This is a genomic window from Streptomyces chrestomyceticus JCM 4735, from assembly GCF_003865135.1.
In the GTDB taxonomy this organism is placed as follows: domain Bacteria; phylum Actinomycetota; class Actinomycetes; order Streptomycetales; family Streptomycetaceae; genus Streptomyces; species Streptomyces chrestomyceticus.
This window is the reverse complement of the sequence record NZ_BHZC01000001.1, coordinates 3493330-3511363: the sequence shown is the minus strand read 5'-3', so window position 1 is coordinate 3511363 and position 18034 is coordinate 3493330. Positions and strand designations below refer to the sequence as shown.

General features: G+C 72.7%; 14 protein-coding genes. 3 read left to right on the top strand and 11 right to left on the bottom strand.

The genetic code is table 11. From position 1 onward, the window contains the following. Positions 1-85: 85 nt before the first annotated feature. Entirely contained in the window at positions 86-1558 is a 1473-nt protein-coding gene (locus tag EJG53_RS14530; protein WP_125045198.1) for an AI-2E family transporter, read from the top strand. Between the two features lie 74 nt (positions 1559-1632). Here EJG53_RS14530 and EJG53_RS14525 read toward each other — a convergent pair whose 3' ends face one another. The 3 genes from EJG53_RS14525 to EJG53_RS14515 form a co-directional block, all read right to left on the bottom strand. Then, positions 1633-3348 (bottom strand): alpha/beta hydrolase, encoded by a 1716-nt coding sequence (locus EJG53_RS14525; protein ID WP_125045197.1) that lies wholly within the window; start codon positions 3346-3348, stop codon positions 1633-1635. A gap of 91 nt (positions 3349-3439) precedes the next feature. Further along, a complete protein-coding gene (locus EJG53_RS14520) occupies positions 3440-3973 on the bottom strand; it encodes an alkyl hydroperoxide reductase (protein ID WP_125045196.1) in 534 nt (177 codons plus the stop codon). Positions 3974-4008: 35 nt separating this feature from the next. Then, positions 4009-4563: a peroxiredoxin gene (locus tag EJG53_RS14515; protein WP_031000823.1), complete on the bottom strand. Its 555-nt coding sequence runs from the start codon at positions 4561-4563 to the stop codon at positions 4009-4011. Between the two features lie 361 nt (positions 4564-4924). On the opposite strand from EJG53_RS14515, the gene EJG53_RS14510 reads away from it, so the two are divergent. Both EJG53_RS14510 and EJG53_RS14505 read left to right on the top strand, forming a co-directional pair. Next, the gene (locus EJG53_RS14510) at positions 4925-5275 is read left to right on the top strand and encodes a histone-like nucleoid-structuring protein Lsr2 (protein WP_125045195.1); all 351 of its coding nucleotides are present in this window, start codon (positions 4925-4927) and stop codon (positions 5273-5275) included. A gap of 583 nt (positions 5276-5858) precedes the next feature. Beyond that, positions 5859-6815: a LysR substrate-binding domain-containing protein gene (locus EJG53_RS14505; RefSeq protein ID WP_125045194.1), complete on the top strand. Its 957-nt coding sequence runs from the start codon at positions 5859-5861 to the stop codon at positions 6813-6815. Positions 6816-6905: 90 nt separating this feature from the next. Here EJG53_RS14505 and EJG53_RS14500 read toward each other — a convergent pair whose 3' ends face one another. The 8 genes from EJG53_RS14500 to EJG53_RS14465 all read right to left on the bottom strand — a co-directional run bounded on the left by EJG53_RS14500 (position 6906) and on the right by EJG53_RS14465 (position 17787). Then, a complete protein-coding gene (locus EJG53_RS14500) occupies positions 6906-9350 on the bottom strand; it encodes an FtsX-like permease family protein (RefSeq protein WP_307721677.1) in 2445 nt (814 codons plus the stop codon). Between the two features lie 6 nt (positions 9351-9356). Beyond that, entirely contained in the window at positions 9357-11795 is a 2439-nt protein-coding gene (locus tag EJG53_RS14495; RefSeq protein ID WP_125045193.1) for an ABC transporter permease, read from the bottom strand. A gap of 55 nt (positions 11796-11850) precedes the next feature. Then, positions 11851-12540, bottom strand: coding sequence for an ABC transporter ATP-binding protein (locus EJG53_RS14490; protein WP_125045192.1), 690 nt, complete (start codon positions 12538-12540; stop codon positions 11851-11853). After that, the gene (locus EJG53_RS14485) at positions 12537-13061 is read right to left on the bottom strand and encodes a PadR family transcriptional regulator (RefSeq protein ID WP_031000834.1); all 525 of its coding nucleotides are present in this window, start codon (positions 13059-13061) and stop codon (positions 12537-12539) included. Before EJG53_RS14485 ends, EJG53_RS14490 begins: the two co-directional genes overlap by 4 nt. Before the next feature lie 108 nt (positions 13062-13169). After that, complete coding sequence (locus EJG53_RS14480) at positions 13170-15587, bottom strand: ABC transporter permease (RefSeq protein ID WP_125045191.1); 2418 nt, start codon at positions 15585-15587, stop codon at positions 13170-13172. Then, positions 15584-16270 (bottom strand): ABC transporter ATP-binding protein, encoded by a 687-nt coding sequence (locus EJG53_RS14475; RefSeq protein WP_125045190.1) that lies wholly within the window; start codon positions 16268-16270, stop codon positions 15584-15586. Before EJG53_RS14475 ends, EJG53_RS14480 begins: the two co-directional genes overlap by 4 nt. A 216-nt stretch (positions 16271-16486) precedes the next feature. Beyond that, positions 16487-16720, bottom strand: coding sequence for a type II toxin-antitoxin system antitoxin (locus tag EJG53_RS14470; RefSeq protein WP_435844626.1), 234 nt, complete (start codon positions 16718-16720; stop codon positions 16487-16489). Between the two features lie 89 nt (positions 16721-16809). After that, the gene (locus EJG53_RS14465) at positions 16810-17787 is read right to left on the bottom strand and encodes an SPFH domain-containing protein (RefSeq protein ID WP_125045188.1); all 978 of its coding nucleotides are present in this window, start codon (positions 17785-17787) and stop codon (positions 16810-16812) included. Between the last annotated feature and the right edge of the window lie 247 nt (positions 17788-18034).

Genomic DNA, 18034 nt, shown 5'->3' with positions numbered 1-18034 from the left:
CGCGACGGCGTCGGGGGTTTCGTGCGTCCCGCACCGGTAACGTCGTCCTGACAGCACCGGGGGCGGGAGGGGAAGAGGAAGCGACATGTCCAGATTGCCTCAGTGGGTCGGCGGCCTCGGCGCCGGTCTGACGCGGATCGCGCAGCGGCTGGAGGACCAGCGCCGCCGCGCGGAGGCCGCGGAAGAGGAGAACGACCCGGAAGAGCTGAGGCCCGCCGGGCACGCGACCGGTCCCCGGGCGGCGCACGGCGACACGTACGCCGGTGCGTACACCGGCGCGCAGCGGGACGGCGGGCCGCCTGACGCGCCCGGCGCGCACGGCACGGCGGGCGCGCCGTCGGGCTCGCCGGAGGAGGCGCACCGCCCGCCCGACTCGGTGCCGGCCCCGCCGACCTACGCACCCGCCGTCGCACCCCGCCCCGACCCGGTGGCCGCGGTGCCGTGGGGCGTACGGGTCGCGGCCGAGGCGAGCTGGCGGCTGCTGATCCTGGCCGCGGCGATCTGGGTGCTGGCCAAGGTCATCACCTCCGTCCAGCTCGTGGTACTGGCGTTCGTCGCCGCGCTGCTGATCACCGCGCTGCTCCAGCCGACCGTGGCCTGGCTGAAGCGCCGGGGCGTGCCGCGGGGGCTCGCCACGGCGCTCACGTTCATCGCCGGGTTCGTCATCATGGGGCTGGTCGGCTGGTTCGTCGTATGGCAGGTCCAGGACAACATTGACTCGGTGTCCAGCCGTATCCAGGAAGGCATCACCGAGCTGAAGGGCTGGCTCCTCAAGAGTCCGTTCCATGTGACCGAGGACCAGATCAACCACATCGCCAAGAACCTCCAGGACGCGGTCGGCGCCAACACCCAGGCCATCACCTCGGCCGGGCTGGAGGGCGTGACCGTCGTCCTGGAGGTGCTCACCGGCATCCTGCTGGCGATGTTCACCACGCTCTTCCTGCTGTACGACGGCCGGCGCATCTGGAACTGGGTGCTCAAGCTGGTGCCGAGCGCGGCGCGCGAAGGCGTGGCGGGCGCCGGGCCGCGCGCCTGGCGCACACTGACCGCCTATGTGCGCGGGACGGTGATAGTGGCCCTGATCGACGCCATCTTCATCGGCATCGGCATCTACTTCCTCGACGTGCCGCTGGCCGTGCCGCTCGCCGTCTTCATCTTCCTGTTCGCCTTCATCCCGCTGGTGGGCGCGGTCGTCTCGGGCGCGCTGGCGTGTGTGGTCGCGCTGGTGACGCAGGGCGTCTTCGCCGCGCTGATGGTGCTCGCGGTGGTCCTGGCGGTGCAGCAGATCGAGGGCCACATCCTCCAGCCGTTCATCCTGGGCCGCGCGGTACGGGTCCACCCGCTCGCCGTCATCCTGTCGGTGGCCGCGGGCGGCCTGGTCGCCGGCATCGGCGGCGCGGTGGTCGCGGTCCCGCTGGTCGCGGTCACCAACACGGTCGTCGGCTATCTGCGCTCGTACTCACAGGAGCAGGCCCTCAGGATGGCGCCACCGCCGCACGGCGCCACGGCGCTGGGCGTCGCGCCGACCCCGCCGAAGGGGAGCGCGCCGCAGGACTGACGGGGCGTCGGGCTCCGGGCGCCCGGGGCCGTCGCTCGGTACGGCGGCCGGTCGCCCGCTCAGCCCTGGGTGCCTCAGTACGGGGCGTCCTTCGCCCCCTCGTACGCCCGCAGCCGCGCCGTGTCCCCGTCGGTCCAGCCCGGCGGCGGGACCACCGCCGCCCAGCCGTCCACCGCGCCGGTGCCGTACCGGTGGCCGTGCGGCGGCGGCGCGCCGAAGGACACCGCCAGGTCGACGGTCGTCTGCCAGAAGGTGATGACCGGCCAGAAGCGCATCTCGCCGGTGACGTCCGGACCGAGCGGCCGGTCCAGCCAGGCGGGACGGTGGAAGAGCAGGTCGGGGGACCACCACACCACCGGGTCCGAGGCGTTCTGGAGGTAGACCACCCGAGGGTGCTCCCACGGGCCGGCGGGGCGTCGCAGATCGCGTTCCGGGTACTGCGCGAAGCGGACGTGCCGCCCGTGGTCGTACTCCGGGCGCCACACCGGGCTGCCGGGATCACGCCCGGCGGTCACCTCCCGCCAAATGGGACTGACGTTGGGCGGCCCGGCCAGCAGCGCGCCGTCCACCTTGCCGAGCATGTCGTCCAGGCCGTCGAAGCCCGCCTCGGTCGCGTACGTACCGAGGCTCTCGCCGCCGACCACCAGCTTGGGACGGTGGTCGGCGGGCAGTGCGGACCACTTGGCGTACACCGCGTCGAACACCGCGCGGGCGTCGCGCGCCGCCTTCTCCTTGTCGACCAGGAAGGAGATCCAGGACGGCAGGTACGAGTACTGGGTCGCGACGATCGCGGAGTCACCGCCGTACATGTACTCCAGCGGCTCCGGCATCCTCGGGTCCACCCAGCCGCTGCCCGTGGTGCCCAGCAGGGCGAGCACCTTGCGGTCGAAGCCGCCGGTGCGTTCCAGCTCCTGTACGGCGAGGTCGGCGGTGCGCCGGAAGTGCGCGTCGCCGTTCTCCTGCTCGCCGACGTACACGCGTACCGGGTCCTTGGCGGGCCGGCCGGTGAACGCCGTGATGTCCTGTTTGCGGGGGACCGAGCCGATGAAGTTGCGGCCCTCGGCGCCCAGTTCCGCCCAGTTGACGACGGAGGTGGGGCCGCCGGAGACGTACGCGGAGGCGGGCTGGGTGATGCCGTCGGCGGTGCCCAGGTTCGCGGCCTTGGAGATCCGGTCCACGATGTCGATGAAGCCGCGCTCGTACAGGACGTCCTTCGAGCCGACGGCGACCAGCAGGGCGGTCAGCGCGGCACCGATCACGTACGCGGCCGGGCGCGGCACCCAGCGGCCGAAGAACCGGGCGAGCCGCCGGGCCACCAGCCGTACGCAGCGGGCGAGCAGCACGAACAGCGCGCAGACCGCCACCGCGATCAGGATGATCATCGGGGTGTGCCAGACCAGGGAGGGCTCGACCTCCTGGAGGCGGCGGAGGCGGCGCTGGGCGTGGGCGCTCCAGGAGACGGCCGCCGTGGACAGCACGATGCCGAGGACGTGGAAGGCCAGCCAGCAGCGGGCGCGGGTGCGTTCGGCGGGGCGGTACCGGCACAGCGCGCGGAAGAGGGCGCTCGCCGCGGCTCCGGCGGAGTAGCCGACGGCGGCGGTGATGCCGCCGATCAGGCCCTGGAGGTACCAGGGGCGGGGGAGCAGCGAGGGGGTGAGGGAGAGCCAGAAGAAGAGCGCCGCGACGCAGCAGGCGGTGAGATCGGGCCAGCGGCGGACGATCCAGGCGGGGTCCGGGGCGTCCCAGTACGGGCGTCTGAGCCACCGGACGACGAGGTGCAGGGCGGACATTTGCTCTCATTATGCGCAGAGCCCTGCGGACACGTGGTCCGCAGGGCTCTGTCGTACCGGCTCGGGCGCCCGAGGGGCACCTCCGGTTCAGCTATTCGGCGAGGACGCCCTCGGCTTCGAGGGTGGCGCCGACGGCCTGGAGGACGGAAGCGATCTTGATGGCCTCAAGGATCGTCTCGCGGTCCACGCCCGCCTTGCGCAGCACCTGCTCGTGCGAGTCCAGGCACATGCCGCAGCCGTTGATGGCCGAGACGGCCAGCGACCACAGCTCGAAGTCGACCTTCTCCACGCCCGGGTTGCCGATGACGTTCATCCGCAGGCCGGCGCGCATCGTGCCGTACTCCGGGTCCGACAGCAGGTGCCGGGTCCGGTAGAACACGTTGTTCATCGCCATGATGGCGGCGGCGGACTTGGCCGCGGCGTACGCCTCGGCGGAGAGGTTGGCCTTGGCCTCCGGCTCCAGCTCGCGCAGCACCTTCGGCGAGCGCGAGGCGATCGCGCAGGCCAGGACGGTGCCCCAGAGCTGCTGCTTGGGCAGCTCGCTGTTGCCGATCACCGAACCGAGGTTCAGCTTCAGGTCCTTGGCGAAGTCCGGGACGGCGGACTTCAGTTCATCGAGAGCCATGACGGATCTCCTTCCGGTTCGCTGCTAGCCGCGCTTCACTCGCCCGAGAGCAGCGCGACCGGGTCGAGGGTCTCGTCGCCCTTGCTCCAGTTGCAGGGGCACAGCTCGTCGGTCTGCAGCGCGTCGAGGACCCGCAGGACCTCCTTGGGGTTACGGCCGACGGAACCGGCGGTCACCATGGTGAACTGGATCTCGTTGTTCTGGTCCACGATGAAGACGGCACGCTGCGCGAAGCCGTCCTCGCCCTCGATGCCGAGCGCGCGCATCAGCTCGTGCTTGGAGTCGGCCATCATCGGGAAGGGCAGGTCGGTCAGGTCCGGGTGGTCCTTGCGCCAGGCGTGGTGCACGAACTCGGAGTCACCGGAGAAGCCGAGGATCTGGGCGTCGCGGTCGGCGAACTCGTCGTTCAGCTTGCCGAAGGCGGCGATCTCCGTGGGGCACACGAAGGTGAAGTCCTTGGGCCAGGCGAAGACGATCTTCCACTTGCCTTCGTAGGTCTTGTGGTTGATCTGGTCGAACTCCTTGCCGCTCTCCAGCGACACGCAGGCGGTCAGATCGAACTCGGGGAACTTGTCACCGACAGTGAGCACAGGCTCTCCTTCGTGTGCCGTAAGTCCTGAAACAGGGCTTACGCGAGGGGTTGGACGGTTCCCTACACTGCCACAGGGGGCATTGATCGGGGAAATAGCCAGATCAAGAAGTGTTGATCGAGGTTGGCTATCAGTGGCCGGGGTGTGTCCGGGCGCCGGCGACCGGGTCGGGAGTGACCTGTCCCTCTGGCGGGCCGGGCCGCCGTGAGGTATGCGCGGCCCTGCACAACAATGCCGGATCGGTCGAAAAGGGGCGGGATTCCGGGGAATCCACCGGCTATCTCCGAAACGATGTTCCCCGGTTCACGCACCTCGCCAAAGAATGGTCCCAGCGCGGGCCGCGAGACGTACAATCACCCGCATGGCACAGAAGATCGTCACTATTTACACGGATGACCTCACCGGGGAAGAATCCTCGGAGGTCGCCACGCACTCGCTCGCGGTCGACGGTATTGCTTACGAGGTCGACCTCGCCCCGGACAGCTACGACAAGCTGCTGGAGGCGATCGGTCCCTTCCTGAAGGCCGGCCGCCGTACCGGGCGGGTGAAGGCGGGTGCCGGGGCGCGCAAGGTGAGCGGCTCCGCCTCGGCCTCGGGTTCGGGTGAGACCGCGAAGATCCGCGCCTGGGCCAAGGAGAACGGCTACGAGGTGAACGAGCGCGGCCGGGTGTCCGCCGATATCCGTGAGGCGTACCAGAACGCCGTCAAGTAGGCGTTGCCCGCACCGGCCGAAGACGTCGTGACGGCGGACGGATTTCGGCCGGTCCAGGCCCCTGGCCTGGTGAACGGTGCTGGTGGCAGTCGGTGTGCCGGATTTTCGGCGTCGGCTGCCCCGGTCCGTACGGCGGCCGATTGCGGCTGCCGGAAAGTCTGCGGTACGGCCACCGGGAACGGGACGAATCCTCCGGCGCCGTATCCGCCCGGAGCGGTATCCCTCCGGTGTTGTATCCGCGATCCGGCCGGCGGCGGGTGCCCGTGTGACGCGTGCGCCGCCCTGCGGAGGAAAACGCCGCCGGGTCGGCGGAATCCGGCCGGGCGGCCGGTCCGCAATCCCGCGGACGACCGGCGAAATAAGATGACGGGATTCCCGGCCCCGGAATGCGCTCAGCGCGCCCGCCGGAAGGTGCCCGCGGGCGCCCGCGCCGAAACCTGCCGGTAACACGGAGGGGCATTACTCCGGCCGCCGCACCCCGGACCCTTCCGCCGCTTCCACCGCTTCCACCGAAAAGTCCTTCGCCCGGGGCGGCGGCTGCCCCGCGATTAGACTGGATCACTCTGATCGGAGGTGGCTATCGGTGGCATCCCCCACGAATCCCGGGACCCGGACGCGGCAGCCCAGCCTGGCGCAACTGCGGGCCTTTGCCGCCGTGGCCGAACATCTGCACTTCCGGGAGGCCGCGGCGGAGATCGGCATGAGCCAGCCCGCCCTGTCCGGTGCCGTGTCGGCCCTGGAGGAGGCCCTCGGGGTGCAGCTACTGGAACGGACGACCCGCAGGGTGCTGCTCTCGCCCGCCGGGGAACGGGTCGCCGCCCGCGCCCGTACCGTCCTGGAAGCGGTCGGTGACCTGATGGAGGAGGCGGAGGCGGCCCGCGCGCCGTTCACCGGCGTACTCCGGCTCGGGGTGATCCCGACCGTCGCCCCGTACCTGCTGCCGACCGTCCTGCGCCTGGTGCACGACACCTACCCCGACCTGGAGCTCCAGGTCCACGAGGAGCAGACCGGCTCGCTGCTGGACGGCCTCCAGCAGGGACGGCTGGACCTGCTGCTGCTCGCCGTGCCGCTGGGCGTCCCGACCGTCACCGAACTCCCGCTGTTCGACGAGGACTTCGTGCTGGTCGCGCCGACGGACCACTGGCTGGGCGGGCGCGGCGACATCCCGCGCGAGGCGCTCAAGGACATGGACCTGCTGCTGCTGGACGAGGGGCACTGCCTGCGCGACCAGGCACTGGACATCTGCCGGGAGGCGGGCCGCGAGGAGGGCGCGCCGGTGACCACCAGCGCGGCCGGGCTGTCGACCCTGGTCCAGTTGGTCGCGGGCGGGCTGGGTGTCACGCTGCTGCCGCGCACCGCGCTGCGCGTCGAGACGGCCCGCAACGACCAGTTGACGACCGGGTACTTCGCCGATCCGGCGCCGTCCCGGCGGATCGCGCTGGCCATGCGGTCGGGCGCGGCACGCCAGGGCGAGTTCGAGGAGTTCGCGGCGGCGCTGCGCGAGGCGATGAAGGGCCTGCCGGTACGGATCGTGGAATGAGCCGGGCCGCTCGTCGAGTGGGCCGGGCCGCGGCCCGGCCGTCAGGCTGCCGGACCGACGGCCCGCCGATGCGTTCCGGCCCGGCCCCGCCTACTCCGTCCGCAGCCCGTCCGGCCGCATCAGCCGCCACAGCAGCGGCAGGCTGAGCGCGGTCACCGCGAGGATCACCGCCCCGGCCGTACCGGTGAGGACGGCGATGCCCGCCCAGTCCGGCAGCACCGGCTTGCCCACCAGGTGCAGCAGCAGGAGGCCGACGCCCAGCCCGCAGCCGACCGCGAGGGCCAGCCCGAGGACGACGGGGACGGCGGTCTGCCACAGCACCGACCGGCCGAGCGTGCGGCGCGGCGTGCCGAGCGCGTCCAGGGCCGACAACAGCAGTCTGCGTTCGCGCAGTTGCTCCAGTACGGAGATGAGCAGGCCCGCCCCGATCAGGCAGAGCACCGCCACCGCACCGGCCTGGAGCGCCGCGCGGACGATGCCGAACAGCTCGGGTTCCCGCTCGCCGGTCCGGGTGGAGGTGTCCCACAGGGGCATGGCGGTCAGGCGCGGATCGGTCTGCGCCGCCGTGTTGCGTACGTACTCGACGGCCTCCGGCCGGTCAGGGTCGAGGTGGACCTCGAACTCGGCGGAGGGGGACCGCAGCAGCGCGGGGTCCAGGGCGCCGGGCGTCGCGAGGATGTTGGCCGCGTGCAGGGAGAAGAAGCTGGGGAGCGCGTCGACGGTGCGCACGGTGCGCGGAACCGTCCAGGCGGCCGGACGGCTTCCGGCGTCCGGGGAGACGGCCAGCCGGGTGCCGGGGCGGGGGACCGGGGGCGCGTCGGAGGCGGGCAGGCCGGTTTCCGTGCCGTCCTCCCGGACTGCCTTGGGAGGGGTGTAGAACGTGTCGCCGTCGGCGCACCGGTCGGTACGGACCATCCGGCGCAGCACGTCGCAGTCGGCCACGGCCAGCCGGTAGGGCGCGGGATCGGGCACCCCGTCCGGGGCGTCCTCCGCAGCGTCCCGGCGGCCGTCGGACGGCAGTGGGCTCGCGTCGCTGAGCAGCGCGCCGTACACGCTCCGCACGCCCGTGGTCCCCCGCAGCCGGTCGTACAGCCCGGGAGCGCCGGCCACCGGCAGCTCCCCGTCCCGGTCCGCGACCACCATCTGATGCTCGCGGGGCCCAGGAGACGGGTCCGGCAGGTCGTTGGTCCGGACTCCGGCCAGCAGCAACTGCACCGCGACGGCACCGGCGACCGCCACGGTGATGCCGCTGACCGAGCGGGCCGCCGCCGTGGTGCTCAACTGGAGCCGCCGCACGGCCAGTTGCCACGACGGCCCGCCGCCCGCGCCGATCCGGGAGACCACCGCGTCCAGCAGCCACGGCAGCAGTGCCGCGACGCCCAGCAGGAGCAGTGAGGTGCCCGCGACCACCTGCGCCCCGACCCGGACACCCACCATCGCCGTGTGGCCGACCGTCACGGGCCACAGCAGCGCGACGCCCCCGACGGGCAGCAGCAGCCGCCACCACAGGCGCCGCCGCACCGGCGGTGCCGAGCGGGTCACCCCGAGCGGTTCGACCGTGATCCGGCGCATCGTCAGCAGGGCGACCCCCACCGAGCAGGCGGGCACGGCCAGCGCGACGAGGGCGGTCAGCCGCCAGTCCGGTACGACGTCGGAGGGGAAGACCCCGTAGTCCAGCACCCGTATCCCCGACAGCGGGTACCGGGCGCCCAGGAAGACGACGGCGCCGGTGAGCAGGCCCAGCAGCGCCCCGGCCAGCGCCTCGCCGGCTGCGATCCGCCGGGTGGTGGCGCGGTCGGTGCCCACCAGCCGCAGCGCCGCCAGCCGCCGGTCCCGGCGCTCCCCGCCGAAGCGCACGGCGGCGGCGATGAACACGGCCACGGGGACCAGCAGGGCCACGCTGCCGACGAGGATCGCCAGCAATAGCTGGGGATTGGTGGTGGGGAAGGCGCTGTCGGGGCCGCCGCCGAAGGAGGCGATACGCGTGGTGCCCGCGCGGACGTCGGTGAGCCGGTCCGACCCCTGGTAGTACGCCAGTTCGCTCGGGCCGGTCAGGCCCTCGGCGCCGATCCGTCCCACCGTACGGACGCCTCGGAAGCGGTCGCGCAGGTCCACGCCGTCCGAGGAGGCCAGCAGGTCCGCGAGAGCGGGCGAGACGACCATCTCGCCGGGCCCGGGAAGGCGCGGCACACCGGGCGGGGTGGCGGGCCGGTCCCCGTCCGCCCGCACCAGGCGCCCGCGAATGGACTGGCCCCGGTAGGCGGTGTCGGTCTGGGCGACCAGCAGCGTGCGGTCGGTGACGGCGGTCGAGGAGGGACTGAACGTGTCGGAGCGGGCCTTGTCGCGGGCGACGGCGGTGGACACCGCGTGCGGGACGGCTGCGGCGAGCAGCAGGACCGCGACGCCCAGCCCCACGCCGAGCGCGGTCAGCGCCGTACGGATCCAGCCCTCCCGGCCACCGCCGACGGCGAACCGTACGCCCATGCCGAGATCACGGCACCAGCTCCGGAGCGGGCGCCGTCGGTCCTTCTCCACCTGCGTTCACTCCGTCCGTAGGCCGTCCGGCCGCATCATGCGCCACAGCGGCGGCAGGCTGGCCGCCGTCACCAGCAGGATCACCCCGGCCCCGGCGCCCGCCATCGCCGCCACCACCGGCCAGTCCACGAACACCGCGCTGTCGATCATCCACAGCAGCAGCGAGCCCAGCGCCAGCCCGCCCCCGACGGCGAGCACCAGGCCCAGCGCGACGGGGATCGCGGTCTGCCACAGGACGGACCAGCCCAGCGTGCGGCGCCGGGTGCCGAACGCGTCCAGCACCGACAGCAGCCGCCGGTGCTCGTGCAACTGCTCCACGGTGGAGATCACCAGGCCCGCCCCGATCAGCAGCAGGGTGACCACCGCGCCGAGGAACAGGCCGGTGCGCAGGCTGTCGTACTGCCCGTCGTGCCGGTTCTCGGCCAGCGAGACCACGGCCATCGACGGGTTGATGCGCGCCGCCGCGGTACGGATGTGCTCCACCGCGTCCGGTGCGGCGGGGTCGTAGTGGACCGTCAGGTGCAGCAGGGGACGGTGCATCCGGTGCACGTCCACCGCGGCCGGGGTGATCAGGATGCCGCGGACCGGCAGGCCGTCGGGGGCGGTCTTCGCGCGGACGGTACGGGTCGAGGCGGGCAGCGTCCACGGCTGCGGCGGGCGGCTGGGGCCGGCGCCCTCGGGCGGGTCGAGGTTGAGCCGGGCGCCCGGCGTGGCGAAGGTGTCGTCCGGCAGGTTGTCGGTGCGGAAGACGTCACCGTCCCGGCAGGAGCCGATCTCCGCGAGCCGGGCCAGTCCGGCGCAGTCGGCGACGGTGGCGAACACGCCGTCCACCATGCGGAAGTCGCTGCCCTCCATCAGCCGGCCCCGGTCGCCCGCGGCCGCCACCGAGGATTCCAGCGCGCCGTCCACCCGGCTGACCCCTTCGGTGCCGCGCAGCACCGTGAGCGCCTGCCGGGTCTGCTCCCAGCCCTCCGTGCCGCCGGTCATCTCGACCACCGGGCGGCCGTTGCGGGCGTAGCTGTCGGCGAATCCGGCCTGCATGCCGGTGAAGGTCATGTGGACGGCGATGGCCCCGGCGACCGCGACGGTGATGCCGGCGACCGCGCGGGTGGCCGCCCCGCTGTGCAACTGGAGCCGCCGGGTGGCCAACTGCCAGGGCACCGGGCCGCCGTGCAGCCGCCGCACCACCGCGTCGACCAGCCAGGGCAGCAGTGCCGTGACGCCGAGCAGCAGCAGGGTCGCGCCGACGGCGAGCCGGGTGGTGTTCAGCGGGCTGTCCACCTGGTCGACGTCCCGGGAGACGGTCACCAGCAGTCCGGCCCCGGCCAGCGGCACCAGCGGCCGCCACCACAGCCGGCGCCGGACGGGCGGCCGGCTGCGTACGACACCCAGCGGTTCGACCGTCACCCCGCGCTGCGCGAAGAGCGTCACCAGGACGGCGGCGGACGGCACCAGCACCGCGATCAGCGTGGCCAGCAACGGGTCCGGGGTGATGTCCGACGGGAAGACGTTGATGTCCCACAGGGTCACCATCGACGCGAACTGCCGTCCGCCCAGGAAGAACCCGGCGCCCAGCACCAGCCCCGCCAGCGAGCCGAGCAGCGTCTCCCCGGCGGCGATCCGCCGGGTCGTGCGGATGTCGGCGCCGACCAGGCGCAGCGCGGCGAGCCGCAGTTCGCGGCGTTCGTTGCCGAACCGTACGGAGGTGCCGATGAAGACCATGACCGGCGTCAGCAGCGCCACACACGTCATGATGACCAGCACCACCGCGGGGGCCCGCATCGGGCGCTGGACGAACTCCAGCCCGAAGTGGTCGATGCGGTAGGCACCGAGCCGTTCGTCCAGGGCGGAGCTGCCCGCGAGGAAGGTCAGTTCGGCCGGTCCCTGAAGGCCGGCGTCGCCGATGGTGCCCACGACGCGGTACGGGAGCCGCTCGCGCAGCGCCGCGCCGTCGGGCGAGTCCAGCAGCTCCTTGAGGCCGGGGGAGACCAGCATGGTCCCCGGGGCGGGGAGCGCGGCGACGCCCGGCGGTTTCGGCGGGTGCGCCCCGTCGGGATCGACGAGCCGGCCGCGGATGTTCTGGTGGTGGTACCGGGTGTCGGCGTGGGCGTAGAGCAGTGTGTCGTCGGCGGGGCGCGGCGGGTTGGCCTGGCCCAGGTTCTCGCGGGCCTTCTCCCGGCCGTGCCAGGAGTCGAGCAGGGACGGCACGGACGAGCCGAGCAGCAGGACGGCGACGCCGAGACCGACGCCGACGGCGGTCAGCGCCGTACGGATCCAGCCCTCGCGGCCGCCGCCCGCGGCGAAGCGCAGGCCGGTGACGAGGTCGCGGGCCCAGACGGCGGGCCCGGCGGGAGGCGGGCCGAGTACGGCCGCCTCCCCGGGAGCGGCGGACGGGCCGCCGGGACCTGCGGGGCCGTTCCTGGTACGCGGGCCGAGCAGCGTCATCCGGCGGAGCCGATCGGGGCAGCGGTCCTGCCCGGACGGGGTGTGACGGGCGGACTCACCGCAGGCCCGCCAGCATGTCCTTCACCTTGCCGTCGCGGACGACGATCTCGCGGTCGGAGTAGGCGGCGACCCGGGCCTCGTGGGTGACCAGGACGACGGCGGCGTTGGTGTCCCGGGCGGCGTCGGTGAGCAGCGTCATCACGCGTTCGCCGTTGAGGGAGTCGAGGGCGCCGGTGGGCTCGTCCGCGAAGATCACGCGGGGGCGCGCGGCGAGCGCGCGGGCCACCGCGACGCGCTGGCCCTGGCCGCCGGAGACCTCGCCGGGCCGCTTGCCCCCGGAGTCCTCGACCTCCAGCCGCTCCAGCCACTCGCGGGCGTGCCGCTCGGCCTCCTTGCGCTTGACGCCGTTCAGGCGCAGCGGGAGGGCGACGTTCTCCAGGCAGGTCAGTTCGGGGACGAGCTGGCCGAACTGGAAGACGAAGCCGAAGTCGGCGCGGCGCAGGGCGCTGCGCTGCGCGTCGTTCATCACCGTCACCTCGTGGTCGCCGTAGCGGACACTGCCGGAGTCCGGCAGGACGATGCCCGCCAGGCAGTGCAGCAGGGTCGACTTGCCGGAGCCGGAGGGGCCCATGACGGCGACGACCTCGCCGGGGTGGATGGAGAAGTCCACCCCGTCCAGCGCTTGGGTCTGCCCGAACGACTTGTGCAGGGCCTCGGCGGCCAGCAGCGAACCCGCGGGCGTCACCGGGCGATCACCGCGGCCAGCTTGTCCAGACGGGCGGCCGTCAGCTCCAGCCAGCGCAGGTCAGCCTCCAGGTGGAACAGGGCGTGGTCGCAGATGAGCTGGTCGGCGAGGTCTCCCTTGCGCTTGCGCTCGGTCAGGCCGCGCATCAGGCGCAGGTGCTCGGTGCGCTGGGTGTCGAGCAGCTCGGCGGCGTCCCGCTCGGTGAGCAGGGCCAGCACCACCTTCGTGTAGAGCGTGGACTGGAGGTACGGTTCGGGCTTCTCGGGGCGGGCCAGCCACTGGGCGACGTCGGTGACGCCGGCGTCCGTGATGGCGTAGCGCTTGCGCTCCGGGCCCGCGCCCGCCTCGACGCCGTCGACCTCGACGAGGCCGTTCTTCAGCAGGCGGGACATGGTCGAGTAGACCTGCCCGTAGTGCAGCGGGCGGTCGTGGCCGAAGTGCTCGTCGAACGCCCGCTTCAGGTCGTAGCCATGGCGGGGCCCGGACTCCAGGAGGCCCAGAAGCGTATGACCGATTGACATGCCGACCACCTTACTTCGTCGCTACAGCCGTGGTGTATACGCGTCGTGCATAGCGCCGCCGGAGCCCGGGGCCCGTCGCGCGGACCCCGGGACACCGGCGGTGCCGGATCACTCCGTACGCAGCCCGTCCGCACGCATCATGCGCCACAGCGGCGGCATGCTGAGCAGCGTCACGAGCAGGATCAGAGCGGCGCCGAACAGGGGCAGTGGCCAGACCACCGACCACGCGACACCGGTCTTGTCCGCCAGGCCCAGCAGCACCCGGCCGAGCCCGAGGCCGCCGGCCACCGCGAGCGCCAGGCCGAGGGTCATCGGGACGGCGGTCTGCCACAGCACGGACCAGGCGAGGGTGCCGCGCCGGGTGCCGAAGGCCACCAGGACCGACAGCAGGCGGCGGCGTTCGCGCAACTGCTCCAGGGTGGTGACCAGCATGCTGGCGGCGATCAGCGTCATGGTGGCGACGGACGCGATCAGCAGCCCGTTGCGCACGCTGACGAAGCGCCGGTCGTCGGCGGTGTCCATGAGCTGGAAGACGTTGGCCGTCACGTCGAAACGGGCCGCGGTGTTCCGGGCGTGCTCGGCCGCGTCCGGGACGGACGGGTCCAGCCGCACCATGGCCCTGGCCGTGGGGTCGTCCAGCTTCTTGATGTCGACCGCGCCCATGGTGGCGTACAGGCCGGTGGCGTGCTCGCCGGCCGGGTCGGGCCGGCCCTGGACGGGGCGGATCGTCCGGGGGAGGGTCCACCGGCGGGGCGGGCCCACCATCTTGCCGTCGTCGTCGAAGCCGTTGAGCAGCACCTGGGCACCGGGACGGACGATCTTGGGCAGGTCCTCGTCCACGAACGCGTCGGGGCCGCTGCCCTTGATCTCGAAGACGTCACCGTCCTTGCACGGGCCGGGCCGGCTGAGCTCCTGCAGCGTCTCGCAGGTGCCGACCGTGACCGAGGTGTTCAGCGGATAGCCGCCCTCCCCGCGCTCCGGGCCGGGGGAGGAGACCCGCGCCCCGATGGTCGCGATGACGCCGCTGACGCCCTGGGTGTGCTCGAACTCGTCGATCATCTTCCGCGTCGTGGCGCCGTCCCGTGCGGGCAGCATGACCTGCATCTGCGCACGGGAGGTGTCCTGCCCGGTGGCCTTGGTGAAGTCTTCCCCGACCGCGAAGAAGAGCATCTGCAGGGCGATGGCACCGGCCACGGCGACCGTGATGCCGCTGACCGCGCGGGCCGCGCTGCTGCTGCTCAGTTGGAGCCGGCGGGCAGCTAGCTGCCAGGGGACCGGGCCGCCCTTGAAGCGCGCCACGACCGCCTCCACCAGCCACGGCAGCAGCATGGTCAGGCCCAGCAGCGTCAGCGCCGCGCCGCCGGCGATCGCGTACGTATTGACGGATCCCGACTTCTTGTCGACCGTCCCGAACATCGCCAGCAGCACCAGCCCGACGACCGGGATCGGCAGCCGCCACCACAGGCGCCGGCGGCGCGGCACCGCGCTGCGGACGACGCCCAGCGGCTCGATGGCGATGCCGCGCAGCGCCAGGAGCGTGACGACGACCGCCGACGCCGGTACGGCCAGCAGGATCAGGACGGCCAGCGCGGGCACCGGTGACAGGTCGGTGGGGAAGGCGTTGAGGCTGCTGATGTCGACCGCGCCGATGAACTGCCGGCCGAACAGGAACAGCCCGGCGCCGACGACCAGCCCGAACAGCGAGCCGAGCAGGGCCTCCCCGGCGGCGATCCGGCGAGCCATGTGGTTGTCCGCGCCCACCAGGCGCAGCGCGGCCAGCCGCCGGTCGCGGCGCTCGCCGCCGAAGCGGACGGCGGTGGCGATGAAGATGGCCACCGGCATCAGCAGGACGACGCAGCCGATCAGGATCAGGACCATCAGGACGGGGTCCATGCCGGGGGTCGGGATCTTCCACCCGTACTTGGAGACGCGGTTGGTGCCGCTGTCCTTCAGGGAGAGCTGGTCGCTGCCCGCGTAGTAGTAGTGCTCGGCGGGGCCGATCAGCCCTGCTTGGCCGATGGTGCCGACCACGCGGTACGGGAGCCGGTCGTGCAGCAGCTTGCCGTCCGGGGAGTCCAGCAGCTTCTTCAGCGAGGGGGAGACGACCGCCTCGCCCGGACCGGGCATCTTGTCCACGCCGGGCGGCAGCGTGGGGTGGCTGCCGTCCGGGCGCAGCAGGACGCCGTCCACGCTTTCACCGCGGAACTGGGAGCCCACGCGGTGGACGAGGAAGGAGCTGTCGGACGGCTTCGGCGTCTGCTCCTCGATCTCGATGTTCCGCGCGTTGCTGCGCTCGGAACGGTGGCCCAGCAGGCTCGGTACGGAGGAGGCGCCCAGCAGCAGGGCCACACCCAGGCCGACGCCGACGGCGGTCAGCAGCGTACGGGTCCAGCCCTCGCGGCCGCTGCCGATGGCGAAGCGCATGCCCATCAGGAGGTCGCGCACCCAGACGGCGAGGCCGGCCGGGGCCTTGTGCGGAGCCTCGGCGTGGCCGGTGGGGCCGGGGCGCTGGTCCACGGCGGTCATACGGTGCCCGCCATTTCCCGGGCCTGGCCGTCGCGGACGACGATCTCGCGGTCGGAGTAGGCGGCGACCCGGGCCTCGTGGGTGACCAGGACGACGGCGGCGTTGGTGTCCCGGGCCGCCTCGGTCAGCAGCGTCATCACGCGTTCGCCGTTGAGGGAGTCGAGGGCGCCGGTCGGTTCGTCCGCGAAGATCACGCGCGGCCGGGCGGCGAGCGCGCGGGCGACCGCCACACGCTGGCCCTGGCCGCCGGAGACCTCGCCGGGCCGCTTGGCCGCCACCGCGCCGACCTCCAGGCGCTCCAGCCACTCCTGGGAGCGCTGTTCGGCCTCCTTGCGCTTGACGCCGTTCAGGCGCAGCGGGAGGGCGACGTTCTCCAGGCAGGTCAGTTCGGGGACGAGCTGGCCGAACTGGAAGACGAAGCCGAAGTCGGCGCGGCGCAGGGCGCTGCGCTGGGCGTCGCTCATCTGCGTCAGGTCGCGCGAGCCGTACATGACGCTGCCGGAGTCGGGGCGGACGATCCCGGCCAGGCAGTGCAGCAGGGTCGACTTGCCGGAGCCGGAGGGGCCCATGACGGCGACGACCTCGCCGGGGTGGATGGAGAAATCGGCGCCGTCGAGCGCGTTGGTCGAGCCGTACGCCTTGTACAGCGCGCTGGCCTTGAGCAGGGAACCGGCCGGGGTCATACGAGGGCCTCCGGAAGTGCGGACAGGGGACGGTCCGGGCGGCGGGGCCGGGGCTCCGCCGGGGGAGTGGGTGGGTGCCGTGTACGGCTCCCGGAGCGCTCCCGTCAGGACGTGCACGTCACTCTACATGGCGTGTATACCTGTGGTGTATACCGACTCCGTGAGCAGCCGGAGGCCCGGCCCGCGTACGGACCGGACCTCCGGCACCCCTCGTTCTCATCCCTCCGGACCCGGCGGCTCCGGTTCCCCGCCGCCCGCCGTGTCCCGCGGCCCGGCCGTCTTCGGCGGCCGCCCCCGGCGCGGCAGTCCGCCCGCCCCCTTCGGCAGCCGCCCCGCGTCCGCCAGGGCCTTCCGCAGCAGGAACTCCACCTGGGCGTTGGCGCTGCGCAGCTCGTCGTCGGCCCAGCGGGCGAGCGCGTCGTGGACCAGCGGGTCGAGCCGCAGCAGCATCTGCTTGCGCCGCTGCGCCCGCCGCTTCGGCGCCTCGTCACCGCCCGCGGGTCCGGCGGCCCCGGAAGCGTCCTGGGAGCCGCCCTCGCTCACTGGTACAGGGACCCGGTGTTCAGTACGGGCTGGGCGGCCCGGTCGCCGCACAGCACCACCATCAGGTTGCTGACCATGGCCGCCTTGCGCTCCTCGTCCAGTTCCACGATGTCCTGCTCGCTGATGCGGGCCAGCGCCATCTCGACCATGCCGACCGCGCCCTCGACGATCTGCTGGCGGGCCGCCACGACCGCGCCGGCCTGCTGCCGCTGGAGCATCGCCGAGGCGATCTCCGGCGCGTACGCGAGGTGGCTGAAGCGGGACTCGATGATCCGTACGCCCGCGGCCTGCACCCGGGCGGTCAGTTCGACGGCCAGCTTCTCGGTGATCTCCTCGGCGTTGCCGCGCAGCGACAGCGCGTCCTCGTCGTGCGCGTCGTACGGGTACTCGATGGCGATGTGCCGTACCGCGGCCTCGGTCTGGGTGGCGACGAACTCCAGGAAGTCGTCGACCTCGAACAGCGCCTGCGCGGTGTCCTCGACCTGCCACACGACGATGGAGGCCAGCTCGATCGGGTTGCCGTACGCGTCGTTGACCTTCAGGACCGCGGTCTCGTGGTTGCGGACCCGGGTGGAGATCTTGCGGTCGGCGGTCAGCGGGTTCACCCAGCGCAGGCCGTCCTCGCGGATGGTGCCGACGTAGCGGCCGAAGAGCTGGATGACCCGGGCCTCGCCGGGGGCGACCATCTTCACGCCCGTCATGCAGAAGAGCGAGCCCACCAGCAGCAGGACGCCGACGATGATCAGCGGCACGCCCGCCGCCTTGTTGCCGCCCGCGGCCAGCACGCCACCGCCGATGATCATGCCGAGCCCGGCGAACACGCCGAGGACGGTGAGCAGCAGGCCCAGGCCGCCCGGGATGCTGTGCGCCACCGTCTCGCGGACCTGCGGGCGGGGCATCTCCGGCGCGTCGGCCGTGAGCTGCGCGCCGCCGGCCGTCCCGTCGTTGCCGCCGGGCGGTGTCTGGTCGGACATGTCGTCTCCCCGTTTCTCGTGACATTCCTCGCGGTCCGGGCCGGGCTGCCGCGCGGTCGGTGCGGCAGCCGGAACCGTACGGACCGACTGTGCTGTCGCCAGACTAGCAAAGTGATAGCACTTTAAGAAAGATCTCACTCCGGTACGGCATCCTTACGGGACGGTTCCCCCAGTCCCGGGTGCTCTTTGTCACGTCGGGAAAAGCCTTGATCGATGAGCATTTGTTGACAGATGCGGTGTTAGCTTC

Excerpts from the sequence above, each read along its gene's own strand:
- EJG53_RS14525 (WP_125045197.1), bottom strand. The coding sequence starts at position 3,348 with ATGTCCGCCCTGCACCTCGTCGTCCGGTGGCTCAGACGCCCGTACTGG.
- EJG53_RS14470 (WP_435844626.1), bottom strand. The coding sequence starts at position 16,720 with ATGCTGCTGCGGCTCGACCCGCTGGTCCACGACGCGCTCGCCCGCTGG.
- EJG53_RS14495 (WP_125045193.1), bottom strand. The coding sequence starts at position 11,795 with ATGACGCTGCTCGGCCCGCGTACCAGGAACGGCCCCGCAGGTCCCGGC.
- EJG53_RS14520 (WP_125045196.1), bottom strand. The coding sequence starts at position 3,973 with ATGGCTCTCGATGAACTGAAGTCCGCCGTCCCGGACTTCGCCAAGGAC.
- EJG53_RS14480 (WP_125045191.1), bottom strand. The coding sequence starts at position 15,587 with ATGACCGCCGTGGACCAGCGCCCCGGCCCCACCGGCCACGCCGAGGCT.
- EJG53_RS14510 (WP_125045195.1), top strand. The coding sequence starts at position 4,925 with ATGGCACAGAAGATCGTCACTATTTACACGGATGACCTCACCGGGGAA.
- EJG53_RS14485 (WP_031000834.1), bottom strand. The coding sequence starts at position 13,061 with ATGTCAATCGGTCATACGCTTCTGGGCCTCCTGGAGTCCGGGCCCCGC.
- EJG53_RS14465 (WP_125045188.1), bottom strand. The coding sequence starts at position 17,787 with ATGTCCGACCAGACACCGCCCGGCGGCAACGACGGGACGGCCGGCGGC.
- EJG53_RS14475 (WP_125045190.1), bottom strand. The coding sequence starts at position 16,270 with ATGACCCCGGCCGGTTCCCTGCTCAAGGCCAGCGCGCTGTACAAGGCG.
- EJG53_RS14530 (WP_125045198.1), top strand. The coding sequence starts at position 86 with ATGTCCAGATTGCCTCAGTGGGTCGGCGGCCTCGGCGCCGGTCTGACG.